Here is a 21,601-nt window from a genome sequence, read left to right as displayed (position 1 = left end):
ATAATGAAAAAAAGTACGGTATTGTCATTAACTACTGCTGCAGTTATTTTAGCAGCATATGCCCCGAATGAGGTAATTTTAGCAGATGCACCTAGTTCTGAAGATGCTTTAAGAATTTCTGATAAAGAAAAAGTAGTAGCAGATGCACCTAGTTCTGAAGATGCTTTAAGAATTTCTGATAAAGAAAAAGTAGTAGCAGATAAAGAAACAGAAAACAATGAACAATCTGAAGAACTTCATAATGTTATAGAAACTTCAAAGGATACTGAGGAGAAGAAGACAACAGTTATTGAGGAAAAAGAGGTTGTTAGTAAAAAGTCTGTGATAGACAAAAAAACTAGTAACGAAGGAGCAAGTATCAAAGAAGACTCCAATCAATCCAAAGGATATAATGCAGACTCGTCTGCAAGTAAGGACACGGAAAGTCCCAAAAAAGAAGATAAAGTTGTCTATATTGCTGAATTTAAAGATAAACAATCTGGAGAAAAAGTAATTAAGGAACTATCCAATCTTAAGGATACAAAAGTTTTATATACCTATAATACGATTTTTAATGGCGCTGCCATTGAAACAACTCCAGATAATTTGGACAAAATTAAACAAATAGAAGGTGTTTCGTCGGTTGAACGATCACAAAAAGTCCAACCAATGATGAATCATGCCAGAAAGGAAATTGGAGTTGAGGAAGCTATTGATTACCTAAAGTCTATTAATGTTCCATTTGGGAAAAATTTTGATGGTAGAGGTATGGTCATTTCAAATATCGATACTGGAACAGATTATAGGCATAAGGCTATGAGGATCGATGATGATGCCAAAGACTCAATGAAATTTAAAAAAGAAGACTTAAAAGGCACTGATAAAAATTATTGGTTGAGTGATAAAATCCCTCATGCGTTCAATTATTATAATGGTGGTAAAATCACTGTAGAAAAATATGATGATGGTAGGGATTATTTTGACCCACATGGGATGCATATTGCAGGGATTCTTGCTGGAAATGATACTGAAAAAGACATCAAGAACTTTAATGGCATAGATGGAATTGCGCCTAATGCACAAATTTTCTCTTATAAAATGTATTCCGATGCAGGATCTGGCTTCGCGGGTGATGAAACAATGTTTCATGCTATTGAAGATTCAATCAAACACAATGTCGATGTTGTTTCGGTATCATCTGGCTTTACGGGAACAGGTCTTGTAGGCGAGAAATATTGGGAGGCTATTAGAGCATTAAGAAAAGCAGGAATCCCAATGGTTGTTGCTACAGGTAACTTTGCGACTTCTGCTTCAAGTTCTTCTTGGGATTTAGTAGCAAATAATAATCTGAAAATGACAGATACTGGAAATGTAACACGAACTGCCGCACATGAAGATGCGATAGCGGTCGCTTCTGCTAAAAATCAAACCATTGAGTTTGATAAGGTTAACATTGGAGGACAAAGTTTTAAATACAGAAATATAGGAGCTTTTTTCGATAAAAATAAAATCCTAACAAATGAGGATGGGTCAAAAACTCCAAATAAATTAAAATTTGTATATATAGGCAAAGGTCAAGACAAAGATTTGATAGGCTTGGATCTTAAGGGCAAAATTGCAGTAATGGATAGAATTTATACCAAGGATTTAAAAGATGCTTTTAAAAGAGCAACGGATAAAGGCGCACGTGCCATTATGGTTGTAAATACTGTAAATTACTACAATAGAGATAATTGGACAGACCTTCCAGCTATGGGATATGAAGCGGATGAAGGGACTACTAGTCAAGTATTTTCAATTTCAGGAGATGATGGTGTAAAATTATGGAACATGATTAACCCTGATAAAAAAACTGAAGTCAAAAGAAATAATAAGGAAGATTTTAAAGATAACTTAGAACAATACTATCCAATTGATATGGAAAGCTATAATTCTAATAAACCGAACGTAGGTGATGAAAAAGAAATTGACTTTAAATTTGCAGCTGACACAGACAAAGAACTTTATAAAGAAGATATTATAGTCCCAGCAGGGTCTACATCTTGGGGGCCAAGAACAGACTTGCTTTTAAAACCGGATGTTTCAGCACCTGGTAAAAATATTAAATCCACTCTAAATGTTATCAATGGTAAATCCACTTATGGTTATATGTCAGGAACTAGTATGGCAACTCCAATCGTAGCAGCTTCTACTGTTTTGATTCGACCAAAATTAAAGGAATTGCTTGAAAGACCTGTCTTGAAAAATCTTAAGGGAGATGACAAAATAGACCTTACAAGTCTTACAAAAATAGCTCTACAAAATACTGCAAGACCTATGATGGATGCAACCTCTTGGAAAGAAAAGAGTCAATACTTTGCATCACCTAGACAGCAGGGAGCGGGGCTAATTAATGTTGCCAACGCTTTGAGAAATGAAGTTGTAGCAACTTTCAAAAATACAGATTCTAAAGGTTTGGTAAATTCATATGGTTCCATTTCTCTTAAAGAAATAAAAGGTGATAAAAAATACTTTACAATTAAGCTTCACAATACCTCAAACAGACCTTTAACCTTTAAAGTTTCTGCATCAACTGTAACTACAGATGCTCTAACTGATAGGCTAAAACTCGATGAAACATATAAAGATGAAAAATCTCCGGACGGGAAGCAAATTGTTCCAGAAATTCACCCAGAAAAAGTCAAAGGAGCAAATATCACATTTGAGCATGATACTTTCACTATAGGTCCAAATTCCAGCTTTGATTTAAATGCGGTTATAAATGTTGGAGAAGCTAAAAACAAAAATAAATTTGTAGAATCATTTATTCATTTTGAGTCAGTGGAAGAAATGGAAGCTCTAAACTCCAACGGTAAGAAAAGAAACTTCCAACCTTCTTTGTCGATGCCTCTAATGGGATTTGCTGGGAATTGGAACCACGAACCAATCCTTGATAAATGGGCCTGGGAAGAAGGATCAAAATCAAAAGCAATGGAAGGTTATGATGATGATGGTAAACCAAAAATTCCAGGTACCTTAAATAAGGGGATTGGTGGAGAACATGGTATAGATAAATTTAATCCAGCAGGAGTTATCCAAAATAGAAAAGATAAAAATACAACATCCCTAGATCAAAATCCAGAATTATTTGCTTTCAATAACGAAGGAATCAACGCACCTTCATCAAGTGGCTCTAATATTGCTAAAATCTATCCTTTAGATTCAAATGGAAATCCTCAAGATGCTCAACTTGAGAGAGGATTAACGCCTTCTCCACTTGTATTAAGAAGTGCAGAAGAAGGGGTGATTTCAATAGTAAATACAAATAAAGAAGGAGAAAATCAAAAAGACTTAAAAGTCATTTCGAGAGAACACTTTATTAAAGGAATTTTAAACTCTAAAAGAAATGATGCAAAGGGCATTAAATCTTCTAAGCTAAAAGTTTGGGGTGACTTGAAATGGGATGGACTCATTTATAACCCTAGAGGTAGAGAAGAAAATGCCCCAGAAAGTAATGACAAAAAAGATCCTGCTACTAAGATACGAGGACAATTTGAACCGATTGCGGAAGGCCAATATTTCTATAAATTTAAATATAGATTAACCAAGGATTACCCATGGCAGGTTTCCTATATTCCTGTAAAAATTGATAACACCCCTCCAAAGATTGTTTCAATTGATTTTTCAAACCCTGGAAAAATTAAGTTAATTACAAAGGATACTTATCACAAGGTCAAAGAGCAATATAAGAATGAAACGCTATTTGCGAGAGATCAAAAAGAACATCCTGAAAAATTTGACGAGATTGCCAACGAAGTTTGGTATGCTGGGGCCGCTCTTGTTAATGAAGATGGAGAGGTTGAGAAAAATCTTGAAGTCACTTATGCAGGTGAGGGTCAAGGACGAAATAGAAAACTTGACAAAGACGGAAATACCATTTATGAAATTAAAGGTGCAGGAGATTTAAGAGGAAAAATCATTGAAGTGATTGCATTAGACGGTTCTAGCAATTTCACAAAGATTCATAGAATTAAATTTGCTGATCATGCTGATAAAAATGGGATGATTTCCTATTATCTAGTAGATCCTGATCAAGATTCATCTAAATACCAAAAGCTTGGCGAGATTTCCGAATCTAAATTTAAAAATTTAGAAAATAGAAAAGAGGATAGTCTTAAAAAAGATACAACTGAAGTAGAACATCATCAAGAAAATGAAGAGGCTACCGAAGAAAAATCTAGCTTGACTATTCATAAAACAATTTCAACAATTAGAGACTTTGAAAGCAAAGATTTAAAGAAACTCATTAAAAAGAAATTTAGAGAAGTTGATGACTTTACAAGTGAAACTGGTAAGAGAATAGAGGAATACGATTATAAATACGATGATAAGGGAAATATCATTGCTTATGACGATGGTAGTGCCTTAGAATATGAAACTGAAAAACTTGATGAAATCAAATCAAAAATTTATGGCATTCTAAACCCATCTAAAGATGGACACTTTGAAATTCTTGGAAAGATCAGTAATGTTTCTAAAAATGCCAAGGTATACTATGGAAATAACTATAAATCGATAGAAATCAAAACGACCAAGTATGATTCCCATTCAAAAACGATGACATTTGATTTATACGCTAATATTAATGATATTGTGGATGGATTAGCTTTTGCAGGAGATATGAGGTTTTTTGTCAAAGATGATGGTCAGATAAAAGCTGAAACTAAAATTAGAATGCCTGAAAAAAATAAGGAAACTAAAGCAGAATATTCGTATGCATCAAGTTATGGGAATGTAATAGAATTAGGAGAAGGAGATCTTTCAAAAAATAAACCAAATAATTTAACGGACATGGAATCTGGTAAAATCTATTCTGATTCAGAAAAACAACAATATCTATTAAAGGATAACATCATTCTGAGAAAAGGCTATGCACTAAAAGTGACTACCTATAATCCTGGAAAAACGGATATGTTAGAAGGGAATGGAGTCTATAACAAGGAAGATATAGCAAAAATCCAAAAGGCCAATCCTAATCTAAGAGTTTTATCAGAAACAACAATTTATGCTGATAGTAGAAATGTTGAAGATGGAAGAAGTACTCAATCAGTATTAATGTCGGCTTTGGACGGCTTTAACATTGTAAGGTATCAAGTGTTTACATTTAAAATGAATGATAAAGGGGAGGCAATCGATAACGATGGAAATCTTGTGACAGATCCTTCTAAACTTGTATTATTTGGTAAGGATGGTAAAGAGTACACAGGAGAGGATAAGTCCAATGTAGAAGCTATAAAAGAAGATGGCTCTACGTTATTTATTGATGCAAAACCAGTAAATCTTTCAATGGACAAGAACTACTTTAATCCATCTAAAACTAATAAAATTTATGTACGAAATCCAGAATTTTATTTAAGAGGTAAGATTTCTGATAAGGGTGGTTTTAACTGGGAGTTGAGAGTTAATGAATCGGTTGTAGATAATTATTTAATCTACGGAGATTTACACATTGATAACACTAGAGATTTTAACATTAAGCTTAATGTTAAAGACGGTGACATCATGGACTGGGGGATGAAAGACTATAAAGCAAACGGATTCCCAGATAAGGTAACAGATATGGATGGAAATGTTTATCTTCAAACTGGCTATAGCGATTTGAATGCGAAAGCGGTTGGAGTACATTATCAATTTTTATATGATAATGTCAAACCAGAAGTAAAGATTGATCCAAAAGGAAATACTAGTATCGAATATGCTAATGGAAAATCTGTAGTCTTTAACATCAATGATAAAAGAAATAATGGATTCGATGGTGAGATTCAAGAACAACATATTTATGTTAATGGAAAAGAATACAAATCATTTGATGATATTAAACAACTAACAGATAAGACACTAAACATTAAGATTGTTGTAAAAGATTTCGCAAGAAATACAACCGTAAAAGAATTCATTTTAAACAAAGATACGGGAGAGGTAAGCGAATTAAAACCTCATACGGTGACTGTGACAATTCAAAATGGAAAAGAAATGAGTTCAACGATAGTGTCGGAAGAAGATTTTATGTTACCTGTCTATATGGGTGAATTAGAAAAAGGATACCAATTTGATGGTTGGGAAATTTCTGGTTTCGAAGGGAAAAAAGACGCTGGCTATGTTCTTAATCTATCAAAAGATACCTTTATAAAACCTGTATTCAAGAAAATAGAGGAGAAAAAGGAGGAGGAAAATAAACCTACTTTTGATGTATCGAAAAAGAAAGAAAAAACACAATCTAATTCAACTAATGATGTCAACAGTATTGTTTCTGATGAAAATGATAAAAACTTTGAAATTAACAAGAACATTTATCTAAATGAACAAGGAAACTTAACTAATAAAAATACCAACATCAATAGTAAATCAACTAGTAACAATCCTAATGAGTTGCCAAAAACCGGAACAGCAAGCGGAGCCCAGACACTATTAGCTGCCGGAATCATGTTTATAGTAGGAGCTTTTCTTGGATTGAAGAGAAAAAATAAAGATTAAGACAAAAGCTATAGAAAAAATGGTTTATGTACTGAGATTAGATAGTGAGGTGATGACATAGTTTTGTGAAAGTATTGATTTATAAATATATTATTTAGATTTCTATGAAAATGGGAGATTTAATAGAGATATATGTAAAAGCCTTGTCTCAGGACAGGCTTTTTCTAATGGAGATAAAAATTTCTTGACATCTATTCTCAGAGTGCTATACTAAAAGGGTAATCGCCGATTTAGCTCAGTTGGTAGAGCAACGCACTCGTAACGCGTAGGTCACAGGTTCAAGCCCTGCAATCGGCAGAATCAAGAAGTCCAAACGGGCTTCTTTTTTTGTAAATATAGGAAAGGTGGAACGTTTGAGATAGGTTCTATTTAACGTCAGAAACTCCTACTTATAAATTAAAACTAAAATTTATATTTTGTGGTATAATATATTTTAATAAGCACTTGTTTTCGTTCCGTTTTAGAGGACTATAGGCTGTTAATTATTCTAGAAATTTTTGCTTTGATTTTTTTAAAAAGTCATAAAAGTTCATGGATAGTAACGAATGAAGTCTCGCAAACTTGGCTGAATATAAATCAAAAAGGAGAAAATTATGAATAAGAAAGAACGGGAAAGACAATTTGAAGAGATTAACGGACGTAAGCGGTCAGAATCAAAGTTGACTCCAAATAAAAAAATAAAAATCTATATTGGCATAGCACTCGCTGTTTTAGTCACTCTTATCTTGGTAAGTATTTTCTCATATTTTCTGATTGTAAAGAAAGAGTCAAATCAAGCATCGTCTGCTGTTTCAACTACAGAGTCAACAAGTCAATCGTCTACAAGCCAAGGAAAGACAGATGAGACTGATAAGGATAAACAAGAGGAAATTCAGAAACTCAAGGATCAACTGACTGCTTTAGATACCAAAATTACGGAAGCAGAAGCATTTGTTAGCAAGTTCAAGAAAGAAACTGCTGTTCCAAAATTAGATATTGAAGCAATTAAGAACAATGACTTGTCTAGTTTAGAAGGTACTTGGCGTAGTCAATCTGGTAATGAATACATTATTAATGATTCTGGAGAAGTACGTGCGACTTGGTTTACAAATGATCAAAAGTACGAATCTGTAGTTGGATTAAAGGTATCAAAAGGACAAGATAATCGTAACCCTGAGACAGCGTCTATCAGTGCATGGGTAAAAGATTCTGTTGCTGGAGGATTTGTAATAGTAGCTGTGCCAAGTGGAGTCGTTATGCAACCTGCTGATGACGGAAAGATTACGGATAAAAGCAATCATACTGAGGAAAGACTACTTTCAGGACAAGATTATGGGTCTATGTTAATGAAACCAGAAAATGTTTATTATCGTGTGAAACCAGATACCAGTAAACTTGAGGAAGCAGAAAAGAACTTAGCTCAACTACAAGCAGACCGTGAATCAATCAAATCTTCTCTAGAGCCAAAGGAAAAGAAAAACTAGATGGTATTCGTTCAAAAATACTGTTACAATCGGCAAAATCAAGAAGCTCTAATGGGCTTCTTTTTCTTTTGTTACAAATACTCAACCACTTAGACAGAGATATTGACCAGATAGGCAAAAGGGCTTGTTCTTGAAAAATTCCTCTGCTATAATGGTTCATGTAAGGGGCGTGAGGGGTCAGTATCAGACAACTCAAGAACCTAAAAAAGAAAATGGAGACAAAAAAATGAAAAAATTATTAGGACTTGTATTTTTAGTAGCAGCAGCGCTAGTATTGTATTTCGGTTCTGTTGGATGGCCAAGTTTGGATGTCAACCTCTGGTCACTCATTCCGGTAGGATTGTTCCTCTATTTCACACTAGAAAACTTTTTGAAAAAAGATTACAAGGCTAGTCTGATGTGCTTGATCATTGCCTTTATCATTGCAAATGCTATTTTTGATCTCTTGCCAATTTCAAGTGGTTTGGTGATTGGTGCTGGTGTGCTAGCTTGTGTAGGAATTGGCTACCTCTTTCCTGATAAGGATAAAAAAGAAGATAAATAAAAAGTCTCGAGATTTCTCGAGACTTTTTTTATCGACCAGCGTAATATTTTTGGATCCCCTTTACGATGCCTGCGACCAGTTTGTCTTGGTAGTGGCTATCTCTGATTTGTTGGTTTTCGGAGAAATTATCCATATATCCAAGCTCTAGGAGAACGGCTGGTTTGGCGGTTTCGCGTAGTACGGCATAGCTGCTCTCCAACAGGCCAGCATCCTTGGCTCCTGTTTCTGCTAGAAGAGAGGAGTGGATGGCAGCGGCGAGGCGTTTGCTTTCACTCATACGATCAGGGTGATTGTGCCAGTATTTATTAATCTTACTTGGATAATCAGGTTCATCGCTATAGGAGTAGGTTTGAATACCGCTCGCTTTTGAGTAGGTATTACCAGTAGCGTTGAAGTGAATACTGATAAAAATATCAGAGTTGGTCTTATTAACCATACGAGAACGTTCGGTAACAAAATCAACGTCAATATCACTATCACGAGAAGTGAGGACCTTGTAGCCTAGTTCTTCTAACTTAGTACGAAGCTTACGGTAAATCTGCATGTTGAGATCTTTTTCAGCTACATTGTAGTAAAAGGCACCTGAATCTCGACCACCGTGTCCAGGATCTAGGAAGATGGTATTGCTGTATAGTCCTTTTGTAAATCCACCTTCAGTTGAAACTTCAGAAATCCATTGGCCGTATTTTTGGAACAGGTGTTCCTTACCGTCTATCTTGTAAGTTCCTGAAACATAATGTCCATTATCATCTAGGTAGTAGCGTGCTTTGTCAGAGTTATCGTAAATCCATTCGCTCTTTGCCATGTAACCACCTGACTTGAGGTAGTATGCTCCAATCCACTCCTGATTTGCATAACGGCCATCCGCTTTTAGATAGAACCAGCTCTTGTAGGTTTTATCGAAGATCCACTCATTCTCCGCCATGGCTCCACTGGTTTTAAGGTAGTAGCTTTCTTTCCATTTGTCTGCTAGCATTCCACCATTCTGGTCAAATGAGTACCAGGAACCTTGAATCTTTTGCCAGTTGTCTTGAATATATCTCCCTGACCCGTTCGCATAGAACCAAGTATCCTTGATTTTGACCCAGTTGTTTTCTGCCATAGCTCCACTCTGGTTGAAGAGGTAGCCCTTGAAGGTTGTCGCACTCAGCATTCCACCGTCTTTGTCAAAGTAATACCAAGAACCGTTGACTTTCTCCCATTTATCCTGCGAGATCTTTCCAGAAGGAGCGACATAGTACCAAATTTGGTCTAATTTAGTCCAACCCTTTTCTGCCATAGCTCCGCTTTTTGTGAGAAGATAGCCGTCAACGGCAGTGTTGCTGAGCATACTTCCAATTTGGTCAAAATAGTACCAAGAGCCGTTAATTTTTTTCCAAGTGTTCTGAGCAAGTCGTCCAGAGGAATCAGCATAATACCATTGATTGTCCAGTTTGGTCCAGCTATTTTCTATCATGACACCATCTTGGTCAAAGGCATAGCCTTTGTAGACAGTAGAATGAAGACGATTACCATCTTGATCGAAGTAGTACCATTTGCCTTGGATTTGTTTCCAGTTTAAAGCAGGCTTATCATCTTGGTAAAAACGCCAGTGGTGATTTTCTTGGTACCACCCTTCTTTTTTTGTCTTGTCTTCTTGCACATCTACTTTCGGAAGAGTTTCTGATTTAGAGTTTTCCTCAACACTTGATTCTTTCTTTTCTTCTTTGGCAATTGCTTCCTTGACAGCAGATGTGGATTGAGTAGTGTTTTCTTCTCCTAAGACGGATGCGGGTGCTAATCCTACGATTGAAAGGATTAAAGCACTGGTCAGTAGTATCTTTTTCACTTTTTATTTCCTAACTTTTTCTTTTTCACTTTTTCATTTTTCTATTAATTATCGAATTGAACTTCTTCTAGTAGATACTCGATAAAGCGTTCGCCCATCTTAGACAGGCTGGTTTTTTCATGCTGGATATAGACTAGTTCAATCGGGTCGTCAATGTCCAGTGGAATGGAAACGATATTGTCTCCGTTGAGGTTACTGTTCAAAATCCCTGTTGCAATGGTGTAACCATCCAAACCAATCAAAAGGTTAAAGAGGGTGGCACGGTCACTGACAACAATGGATTTCTTGTGGTGCTCTTGTGAAAGAATCTCCTCTGAAAAGTAGAAGGAGTTGTGCGTCCCCTGATCATAACTCAGATAAGGAAAATCTTCTAAATCAGCCAGTTTGACCTTGTCTTTTTTAGCTAGAGGATTGGTCTTGCTAACAAAGATATGGGGTTGAGCGGTAAAGAGGTGGTGGGCTAAGAGGTGATTGTCATCTAGCATTTTCGTTAAAACATCGCGGTTGTAGCTGTTTAAAAAGAGGACACCGACCTCGCTACGGAAGTTCTTGACGTCATCGATAATCTCCCAAGTCCGAGTTTCACGAAGGAAGAGCTCGTATTTCTCCATATCACTTTTCTTGAGCAGAGAGACAAAGGCATTGACTACAAAGGCATAGTGCTGAGAGGAAACGCTGAAAAGTTCGCGGTGGGCGATAGGATTTTTATAGCGTTCTTCCAGAAGCTGAGTTTGCTCAACGACCTGACGGGCATAGGAGAGAAACTCCATCCCATCACGAGTCAAGGTAATGCCCTTGGGATTGCGGATAAAGATTTCAATGCCCATTTCATTTTCCAAGTCTCGAACGGCATTAGAGAGACTTGGTTGGGTGATAAAGAGTTGCTTGGCTGCTTCATTCATAGAGCCAGTTTCGACGATTTTGATAATATAGTGTAATTGTTGAATTCTCATGCTTTTATTGTACCACACTTGGTGAAGAATGAGCAAAGAAGATGAAAGGAAGAGAGGAAAGCCCCAAACTGGTATTGAAAAAAAGTCTAAAATCTGTTAGAATGAAAGCTATGAAAACATTCTATGATGTGCAGCAATTTCTCAAACAGTTTGGCATTATTGTTTACATGGGGAAGCGCTTGTATGATATTGAACTGATGAAGCTCGAACTCTCTCGGATCTATGATGCAGGTCTGATGGACAAGCTAGACTATCTAGAGGCGGAAGCTGTTCTTCGTAGAGAGCACAAGATAGAATTAGACTACATAGAGAAAAATGGAGATAAGAACTTATGACAATTTGGGTTTTGTGGGGAATCGTACTAGCGATGGCGGCATGGATGGGTTATAACTACCTTCGTATTCGTCGTGCGGCTAAGATTGTGGATAATGCAGAATTTGAAGCCTTGATTCGAAAAGGGCAATTGATTGATGTCCGTGAACCAGCAGAATTTCACAGAAAACATATCCTCGGAGCTCGCAATATTCCTTCAAATCAGTTGAAGTCAAGCCTTGCAGCCCTTCGTAAGGATAAACCTGTCCTTCTCTACGAAAACCAACGCGGACAACGAGTGACCAATGCAGCACTTTATTTGAAGAAACAAGGTTTCTCTGAGATTTATATCCTTTCTTATGGATTGGATTCTTGGATTGGGAAGGTCAAGACTAGCTAAGATTCTGTAAAAAACTGTCGAATGATAGATAAAGCTAGCATTTTATGGTATCATCATTTATATTAAATTTAAGGAGATTTTGTAATATGAATTCACAACAAAAGAAAAAACCTTCACTTATTTTAGGTATCTTATCTATCGTCCTTGGTTTGCTATCGCCAATAGTGGGTCTGATTTTGGGGATCATAGGATTGGTCTTGGCTTTTTCATACCAAAAAGAATCTGGACTAGACTATAAAACAGAAAAAATTCTCAATATCGTAGGACTTGTAATTTCTGTACTTAACTGGATTGCAGCCATCGCATTAGTTTTTAGATAAGTAAAAACAAAAAAAGCTTTAAACATAAAGCTTTTTTCTTTTATCCACTTTTCTCTAAGTAGTTTTTAATGATTTCCGATTCCTCTGGATTCAAGGGACGGTATTGCCCTTCTGCTAGTTCTGGGTCTAATGTAAAGTCACCGAATTGGATTCGTTTTAGGGCAGTCACCTTGACACCAACTGATAGAAACATCTTCTTGACTTGATGAAATTTGCCCTCAGAGATAGTGATGGAGGCCCGGCTCTCTGTTGGGCTTGCGGACAGAATTTCAAGCTGAGCAGGTTTACAAGTGGTCCCATCTAAAAAGACAATTCCATCCTTGAACTTTTGGATATGGTCTGACGTGAGCGGTCCGTTTACTACCACTTGATAGGATTTATCGACATGGTACTGGGGATGAAGGAGTTGGAAGCCAAGAGGTCCATTGTCTGTCAAAAGCAGCAGTCCCGTGGTATCGCGGTCTAATCTGCCGACAGCATAGAGCTGGTCAGACTGGCTGTCAGGTGGAAGGAGGTCCATGACGGTTGGAAGTTTCTTATCCTTGCTAGCTGTAACGACTCCGTTTGGCTTATGAAGCATGAGGTAGGTGTGCTCGTAGCCTTGGATTTGTCGTCCTTGAAAGACTAATTTCTGCAACCCAGTGTCGACATTTTGAGCGAGTGAGCTGGCTGGACAATCATCTACTAGGATTTCTTTTTTTAATAGAGCCTGTTTCATAGCCTTGCGACTGACCTTTTCTTGGGCTAATAATCTATCTAAACGCATACCAGCTTATCTTATCATAAGTCTCTGACTTTGAAAAGAGTTGTCTTGACTAGAAAAGCAGAGTGAAAACATTTACACTTAGCTGAACTGTGATTTTTGAATGAGACTGTGGTATAATTGTTCAGTTAGAAATAAAAATTTAATTATTAGAGGAAATCATGACAAAATTAAGAGAAGATATCCGTAACATTGCGATTATCGCCCACGTTGACCACGGTAAAACAACCCTCGTTGACGAATTATTGAAACAATCTGAAACTCTTGATGCACGTACTGAATTGGCAGAGCGCGCTATGGACTCAAACGATATCGAAAAAGAGCGTGGAATTACCATCCTTGCGAAAAACACTGCCGTTGCCTACAACGGAACTCGTATCAACATCATGGACACACCAGGACACGCGGACTTCGGTGGAGAAGTTGAGCGTATCATGAAAATGGTTGACGGTGTTGTCTTGGTCGTGGATGCCTACGAAGGAACCATGCCACAAACTCGTTTCGTATTGAAAAAAGCCTTGGAACAAGACCTTGTCCCAATCGTGGTTGTTAACAAAATCGACAAACCATCGGCTCGTCCAGCAGAAGTAGTAGACGAAGTCTTGGAACTTTTCATCGAGCTTGGTGCAGATGACGACCAGCTTGATTTCCCAGTGGTGTATGCTTCAGCTATCAACGGGACTTCTTCATTGTCAGATGATCCAGCTGATCAAGAAAAAACAATGGCACCAATCTTTGATACCATTATCGACCATATCCCTGCTCCAGTGGACAACTCAGATGAACCGTTACAGTTCCAAGTCTCACTCTTGGACTACAATGACTTCGTAGGTCGTATCGGTATCGGTCGTGTCTTCCGTGGTAGTGTGAAAGTTGGAGACCAAGTTACCCTTTCTAAACTAGATGGTACAACGAAGAACTTCCGTGTTACAAAACTTTTCGGTTTCTTTGGTTTGGAACGTCGTGAAATCCAAGAGGCCAAAGCAGGTGACTTGATTGCCGTTTCCGGTATGGAAGATATCTTTGTTGGTGAGACGATTACACCGACAGATGCAGTTGAGCCTCTTCCAATCCTTCACATCGATGAGCCAACGCTTCAAATGACCTTCTTGGTCAACAACTCACCATTTGCTGGTAAAGAAGGTAAATGGGTGACTTCTCGTAAGGTGGAAGAACGCTTGCAGGCCGAATTGCAAACAGACGTTTCCCTTCGTGTTGACCCAACTGATTCACCAGATAAATGGACTGTTTCAGGTCGTGGAGAATTGCACTTGTCAATCCTGATCGAAACTATGCGTCGTGAGGGCTATGAACTTCAAGTATCTCGTCCAGAAGTTATCGTAAAAGAGATTGACGGTGTTAAATGTGAGCCATTTGAACGTGTGCAAATCGATACTCCAGAAGAATACCAAGGATCTGTTATTCAAAGCCTTTCTGAACGTAAGGGTGAAATGTTGGATATGATTTCAACTGGTAATGGTCAAACTCGTTTGGTCTTCCTTGTTCCAGCGCGTGGTTTGATCGGTTACTCAACTGAGTTCTTGTCAATGACTCGTGGTTACGGTATCATGAACCATACCTTTGACCAATACTTGCCATTGATTCCAGGGGAAATTGGTGGACGTCACCGTGGTGCCCTTGTTTCCATCGATGCTGGTAAGGCTACAACTTACTCAATCATGTCTATCGAAGAACGTGGTACTATCTTTGTCAACCCAGGTACTGAGGTTTACGAAGGAATGATTATCGGTGAAAACTCTCGTGAAAACGACTTGACAGTTAACATCACTAAGGCTAAACAAATGACCAACGTCCGTTCAGCTACTAAGGACCAAACAGCGGTTATCAAGACACCTCGTATCTTGACACTTGAAGAGTCTCTTGAGTTCTTGAATGACGATGAGTACATGGAAGTAACGCCTGAGTCTATCCGTTTGCGTAAGCAAATCCTTAACAAGGCAGAGCGTGAGAAAGCCAACAAAAAGAAAAAATCAGCTGAATAAGAGCTAGAAAGAGATAAAGATGGTCTATTTAATCATAGGAATCCTCTTATTACTACTCTATGTATTTGCGACACCCCAAAGTATCAAAGGAACAGTCAACATCGTTATCTTGGTCTTTGTAGTTGTTGCACTCTTGATTTTGCTGATGTTGTCCATCTTGCAAATCTTCCAATTACCGACAGAATTCTTTGTCACAATCGCCATGCTGGCTCTAGCCTACTTTAGCTTGAGAGACATTACGCTCATGCCTGTAAAAAAGAGCAGAAGAAGATAAATAGAAAGAGAGCTACGGCTCTCTTTTTCGATGTTATAATGAGGGTTAGAGCATTTTCGCTTAGTATTATTTCCATAAAAATGGTAAAATAGTAGGAGTAGAAATGGAGTTTGAGACATGAAAGTAATCGATCAATTTAAAAATAAGAAAGTCCTTGTTTTAGGTTTGGCTAAGTCTGGTGAGTCTGCGGCCCGTTTGTTAGACAAGCTAGGTGCTATTGTGACAGTAAATGACAGCAAGCCTTTTGAGGAAAATCCTGCTGCGCAAAGTTTACTAGAAGATGGGATCAAGGTTGTCACTGGTGGGCATCCTTTGGAGCTCTTGGATGAAGATTTCGCTCTGATGGTGAAAAATCCAGGTATCCCGTATAGCAATCCCATGATTGAAAAAGCATTGGCAAAGGGGATTCCAGTCTTGACTGAGGTGGAATTGGCTTATTTAATCTCAGAAGCGCCAATTATCGGTATCACGGGTTCAAATGGGAAAACAACCACAACGACGATGATTGGGGAAGTTTTAACTGCTGCCGGCCAACATGGTCTTTTGTCAGGGAACATCGGCTATCCTGCTAGTCAGGTTGCTCAAACTGCGACAGCCAAGGACACGCTCGTCATGGAACTTTCTTCTTTCCAACTGATGGGTGTCCAAGAATTCCATCCTGAGATTGCGGTTATTACCAACCTCATGCCAACTCATATCGACTATCATGGTTCTTTTGAAGAGTATGTGGCAGCTAAGTGGAATATCCAGAACAAGATGACAGCGGATGATTTCCTTGTATTGAACTTTAACCAAGATTTGGCAAAAGAATTGGCTACCAAAACACAAGCTACTGTTGTACCATTTTCAACACAGGAAAAGGTTGATGGAGCCTACCTAGCAGATGGTCAACTCTGCTTCCGTGGCGAAGTGGTCATGGCAGCTAGTGAAATCGGTGTTCCAGGTAGCCACAATGTAGAAAATGCCCTTGCGACCATTGCAGTAGCCAAGCTACGTGGTGTAGATAACCAAATCATCAAGGAAACTCTTTCAGCCTTTGGTGGTGTCAAACACCGTCTCCAGTTTGTGGATGAAATCAAGGGGGTCAAATTCTATAACGATAGTAAGTCAACCAATATCTTGGCTACCCAAAAAGCCTTATCAGGATTTGACAACAGTAAGGTTATCTTAATTGCAGGTGGTTTGGACCGAGGAAATGAGTTTGACGAATTGGTTCCAGATATTACTGGGCTCAAGAAGATGGTCATCCTCGGTCAGTCTGCAGAACGTGTCAAACGGGCAGCAGAGAAGGCTGGTGTGACTTATGTAGATGCGACAGATATTGCTGATGCGACCCGCAAGGCTTATGAGCTTGCGACTCAAGGAGATGTGGTTCTCCTCAGTCCTGCCAATGCTAGCTGGGATATGTATGCTAACTTTGAAGTACGTGGAGATCTTTTCATCGACACAGTATCGGAGTTAAAGGAATAATATGAAAAAAATTGTCTTTACAGGTGGGGGGACGGTTGGACATGTCACCCTCAATCTTTTGTTAATGCCCAAGTTCATCGAAGACGGCTGGGAAGTTCACTACATTGGTGATAAACACGGAATCGAACACCAAGAAATCCTCAAGTCAGGTTTGGATGTTACCTTCCATTCTATTGCGACTGGGAAGTTGCGTCGTTACTTCTCCTGGCAAAACATGCTAGATGTCTTTAAAGTTGCTTGGGGTATCGTCCAATCCCTCTTTATCATGTTACGACTGCGTCCACAGGCTCTTTTTTCAAAGGGGGGCTTTGTCTCAGTACCGCCGGTTATCGCAGCGCGTGTGTCAGGGGTACCTGTCTTTATTCACGAATCGGACCTTTCTATGGGCTTGGCCAATAAAATCGCCTATAAATTTGCAACTAAGATGTATTCAACATTTGAGCAGCCTGCTGGTCTTGCAAAAGTCGAGCATGTGGGGGCAGTAACCAAGGTTTCAGACCAAAACACTCCAGAACCAGATGAATTGGTGGATATCCAAACCCACTTTAATCCTAAATTGCCAACGGTATTGTTTGTCGGTGGTTCTGCAGGAGCCCGTGTATTTAACCAATTAGTGACAGACCATAAAAAAGAGTTGACAGAGCGCTACAATATTATCAATCTAACTGGAGATTCAAGCCTCAATGAGTTGAGTCAAAATCTCTTTCGTGTTGATTATGTGACGGATCTCTATCAACCCTTGATGAAGATGGCAAATGTGGTGGTGACGCGTGGTGGTGCCAATACGATTTTCGAGCTCTTGGCCATGGCGAAACTCCATCTCATCGTACCATTGGGTCGTGAAGCAAGTCGAGGAGACCAGATTGAAAATGCAGCCTACTTTGTTAAGAAAGGCTATGCAGAAGAACTTCAAGAAAGTGACTTGACCTTGGAAAGCTTGGAGGAGAAACTCAGCCACTTGCTTAGTCACAAGGATCAGTACCAAGCTAGCATGAAAGCTTCGACTGAATTGAAATCTCTTGCAGATTTTTACGATTTATTAAGAAAAGACCTAGCATAAGGAATATCAATGTCAAAGGATAAGAAAAAAGAATCAAACCAGAAGCAAGAATTGTCTGAATGGCAGAAACGAAACCAGGAATACCTGAAGAAGAAGGCTGAGGAAGAAGCTGCCCTAGCTGAAGAGAAGGAAAAGGAAAAACAAGCTCGTAAGGAAGCCAACTCGAAACTATTGGAGGAATCCAAGAAATCATCGAGTGAGTCAGACGAGGAAGCCTCAAGTCCAAGCAAGGAACCATCCGAAAAAGAAGAAAAATCTCAAAAGGATGCCCCTAAAGTCAAAGAAGAAAAAGAGAAGAAGAAAAAAGAAAAACCAGAGAAACCAGAAAAACCTGCCAAGCCTAAAATTGCGCCTGTTCATATTTGGCGAGCTGTGAGTATCTTGGTACCCAGTGTCCTGGTCCTCCTTCTTTCAGTCTATCTATTGACTCCACTTTCGACTATCAAAAATATCGAGGTTAAGGGAAATAGTAACACGCAGGCGGATGACATCAAACAGGCTTCTGGGATTCAAGATAGCGACTATACTTTAGCTCTATTGTTGGATAAGGAAAGATACGCTGAGCGAATCAAGTCCAATCATTGGATAGAATCAGCGAAGATTAACTATCAATTTCCGACTAACTTTACGATTGAGGTTAAGGAATTTGATATTGTCGGTTATTATGTGTCTGGTGAAGAATATTATCCTATTCTTTCTAGTGGTACAGTAGAGTCAACTCCTATTGATCGCTTAAACTTGCCTGAGACTTATCTGACAGTTACCTTTAACGATGAGCAGCAGGTGAAAGAACTGATCAAAGGATTGTCTACCATCAGTGAGGATATCAAGAGCCAAATCCAGAAAATCGAATTAGCGCCGAGCAAGGCAACAGCAGATCTTTTAAAAATTACCATGCTGGATACAGATGAGATTTTGGTTCCCCTATCAGAATTGAGCAAGAAATTGCCTTATTACAGCAAAATTAAGCCACAATTGTCAGAACCGAGTGTAGTCGATATGGAAGCTGGAGTATACAGCTACACGATAGCGGATAAACTGATAGAAGAGGCTGAGGAAAAAGCCAAACAAGAGGCCAAGGAAGCTGAGAAGAAAAAACAGGAAGAAGAAAAGAAAAAACAAGAAGAACAGGGAAATCAAAACCAAACGAGCCAGCAATCACAGAGTCGTTAGACTAACTTTTCCTCTTGATTTTGAATGGTATAGAAGTCCAGTTTCGAGTTTTTGCTTGACAAGTCCTACTATAAATAATAGAATAGAAAAAAACCTTTAAAGCAGTCCAGAGAGGCAGCTAAGGTTAGACGGTGAAAGGGTGGAGACTACCCATTTTTCGTGGAACCTTGCTGTTGGAAGGTTCCTTTTTTCGTGGTTTATTTTTAACCATACTCTCTTGCTAGCTAAGGTAAAAGGAGAAAGGTATGCGTGAACATCGTCCAGTTATTGCTCTTGATTTTCCTAGTTTTGAGGCGGTCAAGGAATTTTTATCTCTTTTCCCGGCAGAAGAAAGTCTTTATCTAAAAGTAGGGATGGAGCTTTATTATGCGGAAGGTCCAGAAGTTGTCCGTTATTTGAAGTCACTGGGACATAGTGTCTTTTTGGACCTCAAGCTACATGACATTCCCAATACAGTTAAATCGGCTATGAAGGTCTTATCCCAGCTTGGTGTAGACATGACCAATGTTCATGCTGCTGGTGGTGTAGAGATGATGAAGGCTGCGCGTGAAGGTCTGGGGACACAAGCCAAATTGATCGCTGTGACCCAGCTTACATCAACGTCGGAAAGCCAGATGCAAGATTTTCAAAATATCCAAACCAGCCTGCAAGAGTCTGTGATTCACTATGCCAAAAAGACAGCTGAAGCAGGCTTGGATGGTGTCGTTTGCTCGGCTCAGGAAGTGCAACTCATCAAAGAAGCCACCAATCCAGATTTTATCTGTCTGACGCCAGGAATTCGTCCGGCAGGAGCTGCGGTTGGAGATCAAAAACGCGTCATGACGCCAGCGGATGCTTATCAAATCGGTAGTGACTATATCGTAGTAGGACGTCCCATTACCCAAGCTGAATATCCTGTTGCAGCTTATCATGCTATCAAGGATGAATGGAACCAAGATTGAAATGAAAGAAATAGATTATAAAAATAAAAGGAGAATACTATGACACTTGCTAAAGATATCGCTAGCCACCTCTTGAAAATCCAAGCTGTTTACCTCAAACCAGAGGAGCCTTTCACTTGGGCATCTGGTATCAAATCGCCAATTTATACTGATAACCGTGTGACGTTAGCCTATCCAGAGACTCGTACCCTAATTGAAAATGGTTTTGTGGAAGCTATTAAAGCAGAATTTCCAGAAGTAGAAGTGATTGCAGGAACTGCGACAGCAGGAATTCCACACGGAGCTATCATCGCTGACAAGATGAACTTGCCTTTTGCCTATATCCGCAGCAAACCAAAAGACCACGGAGCTGGTAATCAAATCGAAGGTCGTGTAGCTCAGGGGCAAAAGATGGTTGTTGTTGAAGACCTCATTTCAACTGGCGGTTCTGTTCTTGAAGCCGTAGCAGCTGCTAAACGCGAAGGAGCCGATGTGCTTGGAGTTGTAGCGATTTTCAGTTATCAATTGCCGAAAGCCGATAAGAATTTTGCGGATGCTGATGTGAAATTGGTGACACTTTCAAATTACAGCGAACTGATCCACTTAGCCCAAGAAGAAGGTTACATCACGCCAGAAGGACTCGCTCTCCTAAAACGCTTTAAAGAAGACCAAGAAAATTGGCAAAATGCCTAAAATATAGAAAATCAGGTAGTCACTAGGATTACCTGATTTCTTTTTGTTATGTTTATTAGATGTTAGTCGACTTTTCCACCTTCAACAACTAGATCATCTGCCTTAGCAGCATCACCGTAGGTTGGATGAAGTGTCTTTTCATAAGCCTTGTGGAAGAAGTTTTCTTTACCTAATTTTTCAATTTCTTGGTTGATGTAGTCAAGAAGTTCTTGATTACCCTTTTGAACTGCTGGCGCAATAGTATCTGGATCTCCGAGGGAAGAAATTCCTACTTCAAATCCTTTATTTTCGAGTGCCCAAGCTAGGACTTCCGTATTGTCAGTTGAGAAGGCATCTCCACGTCCGTCAAGAAGGGCTTGGTAGGCATCGCTGTATTGGTCATATTTTTGGAGTTTTACTTCTGGGTGATTTTTCTCAAAATAAGTTTCAGCAGTCGTTCCTTTTGTAACAATCAAGGTTTTGCCTTCTAATTCTTTAACGTCTTTGATGACTTTATCTTTTGGTGACACAACACCGAGTGATACTTTCATGTAAGGAAGGGCAAAGTCAACTTGTTTCTTACGTTCGTCAGTAACTGTGAAGTTGGCAAGGGTGATATCCACCTTGTTTGAAATCAAGTATTCAGCACGGTTGGCAGCATCAACGGAGACGTATTTAACCTTTACACCAAGGTCTTGAGCTAATTGGTTACCCAATTCGATATCGTAGCCTTGGTAAGAACCGTCGTTGTCAACATAACCAAATGGTTTTTTGTCTCCAAATACGGCGATTCGTAGCTCACCGCTTTTTTTGATTTCGTCGATAGTGCGGGCCTTGGCGGTTGTTTTTCCTGAAGAAGCATCAGAGCTTCCACCTGAGCTACAAGCTGTGACAAAGATAAGCGCAAATGCTAGAGCAAAAACAGTTAGAATTGGTTTGAGTAGTTTCATAAAA

The 21,601-nt window shown here is 38.9% G+C and carries 17 protein-coding genes and 1 tRNA gene; 14 read left to right on the top strand and 4 right to left on the bottom strand.

The window, feature by feature from the left end; genetic code table 11:
- The first annotated feature begins 3 nt into the window (after positions 1-3).
- The 4 genes from D8844_RS01325 (at position 4) to D8844_RS01310 (ending at position 8,499) form a co-directional block, all read left to right on the top strand.
- Entirely contained in the window at positions 4-6,492 is a 6,489-nt protein-coding gene (locus D8844_RS01325) for a S8 family peptidase (protein WP_125421278.1), read from the top strand.
- Between the two features lie 224 nt (positions 6,493-6,716).
- A tRNA-Thr gene (locus tag D8844_RS01320) sits at positions 6,717-6,789 on the top strand.
- 296 nt (positions 6,790-7,085) lie between these two features.
- A complete protein-coding gene (locus tag D8844_RS01315) occupies positions 7,086-7,955 on the top strand; it encodes a DUF6287 domain-containing protein (RefSeq protein ID WP_049518940.1) in 870 nt (289 codons plus the stop codon).
- 226 nt (positions 7,956-8,181) lie between these two features.
- The gene (locus D8844_RS01310; RefSeq protein ID WP_042902605.1) at positions 8,182-8,499 is read left to right on the top strand and encodes a hypothetical protein; all 318 of its coding nucleotides are present in this window, start codon (positions 8,182-8,184) and stop codon (positions 8,497-8,499) included.
- Positions 8,500-8,527: 28 nt separating this feature from the next.
- Here D8844_RS01310 and D8844_RS01305 read toward each other — a convergent pair whose 3' ends face one another.
- A complete protein-coding gene (locus tag D8844_RS01305; RefSeq protein ID WP_125421275.1) occupies positions 8,528-10,327 on the bottom strand; it encodes an N-acetylmuramoyl-L-alanine amidase in 1,800 nt (599 codons plus the stop codon).
- A 44-nt stretch (positions 10,328-10,371) separates the two neighbouring features.
- Positions 10,372-11,280 (bottom strand): LysR family transcriptional regulator, encoded by a 909-nt coding sequence (locus D8844_RS01300; protein ID WP_001222578.1) that lies wholly within the window; start codon positions 11,278-11,280, stop codon positions 10,372-10,374.
- A gap of 41 nt (positions 11,281-11,321) precedes the next feature.
- On the opposite strand from D8844_RS01300, the gene D8844_RS01295 reads away from it, so the two are divergent.
- The 3 genes from D8844_RS01295 to D8844_RS01285 all read left to right on the top strand — a co-directional run bounded on the left by D8844_RS01295 (position 11,322) and on the right by D8844_RS01285 (position 12,312).
- Positions 11,322-11,615, top strand: coding sequence for a YqgQ family protein (locus D8844_RS01295; RefSeq protein WP_049477930.1), 294 nt, complete (start codon positions 11,322-11,324; stop codon positions 11,613-11,615).
- A complete protein-coding gene (locus D8844_RS01290; protein WP_070569096.1) occupies positions 11,612-11,992 on the top strand; it encodes a rhodanese-like domain-containing protein in 381 nt (126 codons plus the stop codon). Before D8844_RS01295 ends, D8844_RS01290 begins: the two co-directional genes overlap by 4 nt.
- Before the next feature lie 86 nt (positions 11,993-12,078).
- Complete coding sequence (locus D8844_RS01285) at positions 12,079-12,312, top strand: hypothetical protein (protein WP_070569094.1); 234 nt, start codon at positions 12,079-12,081, stop codon at positions 12,310-12,312.
- Between the two features lie 40 nt (positions 12,313-12,352).
- On the opposite strand, the gene D8844_RS01280 is transcribed toward D8844_RS01285, so the two are convergent.
- Positions 12,353-13,078, bottom strand: a complete 726-nt coding sequence (locus tag D8844_RS01280) for a 16S rRNA pseudouridine(516) synthase (protein WP_084857102.1) — start codon at positions 13,076-13,078, stop codon at positions 12,353-12,355.
- A gap of 158 nt (positions 13,079-13,236) precedes the next feature.
- Between D8844_RS01280 and typA the strand changes: the two genes are divergently transcribed.
- The 7 genes from typA (at position 13,237) to pyrE (ending at position 20,668) form a co-directional block, all read left to right on the top strand.
- Positions 13,237-15,078 carry a translational GTPase TypA gene (typA, locus tag D8844_RS01275; protein ID WP_000164119.1) on the top strand — a complete coding sequence of 614 codons (1,842 nt, stop codon included), beginning with the start codon at positions 13,237-13,239 and terminating at the stop codon, positions 15,076-15,078.
- A 19-nt stretch (positions 15,079-15,097) separates the two neighbouring features.
- Positions 15,098-15,352: a DUF3165 family protein gene (locus tag D8844_RS01270; RefSeq protein ID WP_000262661.1), complete on the top strand. Its 255-nt coding sequence runs from the start codon at positions 15,098-15,100 to the stop codon at positions 15,350-15,352.
- Between the two features lie 117 nt (positions 15,353-15,469).
- Positions 15,470-16,822 carry a UDP-N-acetylmuramoyl-L-alanine--D-glutamate ligase gene (murD, locus tag D8844_RS01265; protein ID WP_125421272.1) on the top strand — a complete coding sequence of 451 codons (1,353 nt, stop codon included), beginning with the start codon at positions 15,470-15,472 and terminating at the stop codon, positions 16,820-16,822.
- A gap of 1 nt (position 16,823) precedes the next feature.
- Entirely contained in the window at positions 16,824-17,882 is a 1,059-nt protein-coding gene (locus D8844_RS01260) for a UDP-N-acetylglucosamine--N-acetylmuramyl-(pentapeptide) pyrophosphoryl-undecaprenol N-acetylglucosamine transferase (protein WP_125421270.1), read from the top strand.
- Between the two features lie 9 nt (positions 17,883-17,891).
- The gene (locus D8844_RS01255) at positions 17,892-19,055 is read left to right on the top strand and encodes a cell division protein FtsQ/DivIB (protein WP_125421267.1); all 1,164 of its coding nucleotides are present in this window, start codon (positions 17,892-17,894) and stop codon (positions 19,053-19,055) included.
- A 245-nt stretch (positions 19,056-19,300) separates the two neighbouring features.
- Positions 19,301-19,996 carry an orotidine-5'-phosphate decarboxylase gene (gene pyrF, locus D8844_RS01250; RefSeq protein ID WP_125421264.1) on the top strand — a complete coding sequence of 232 codons (696 nt, stop codon included), beginning with the start codon at positions 19,301-19,303 and terminating at the stop codon, positions 19,994-19,996.
- Positions 19,997-20,035: 39 nt separating this feature from the next.
- Positions 20,036-20,668, top strand: a complete 633-nt coding sequence (gene pyrE / locus D8844_RS01245) for an orotate phosphoribosyltransferase (RefSeq protein WP_042769052.1) — start codon at positions 20,036-20,038, stop codon at positions 20,666-20,668.
- Between the two features lie 62 nt (positions 20,669-20,730).
- Here the strand turns inward: pyrE and D8844_RS01240 are convergent, their stop codons facing one another.
- The gene (locus D8844_RS01240) at positions 20,731-21,597 is read right to left on the bottom strand and encodes a cysteine ABC transporter substrate-binding protein (RefSeq protein WP_049485378.1); all 867 of its coding nucleotides are present in this window, start codon (positions 21,595-21,597) and stop codon (positions 20,731-20,733) included.
- Positions 21,598-21,601 lie beyond the last annotated feature (4 nt).

This window comes from Streptococcus oralis (assembly GCF_003942875.1).
Taxonomy (GTDB): Bacteria; Bacillota; Bacilli; order Lactobacillales; family Streptococcaceae; genus Streptococcus; species Streptococcus oralis_BX.
This window is presented reverse-complemented; position numbering and strand designations above follow the sequence as displayed.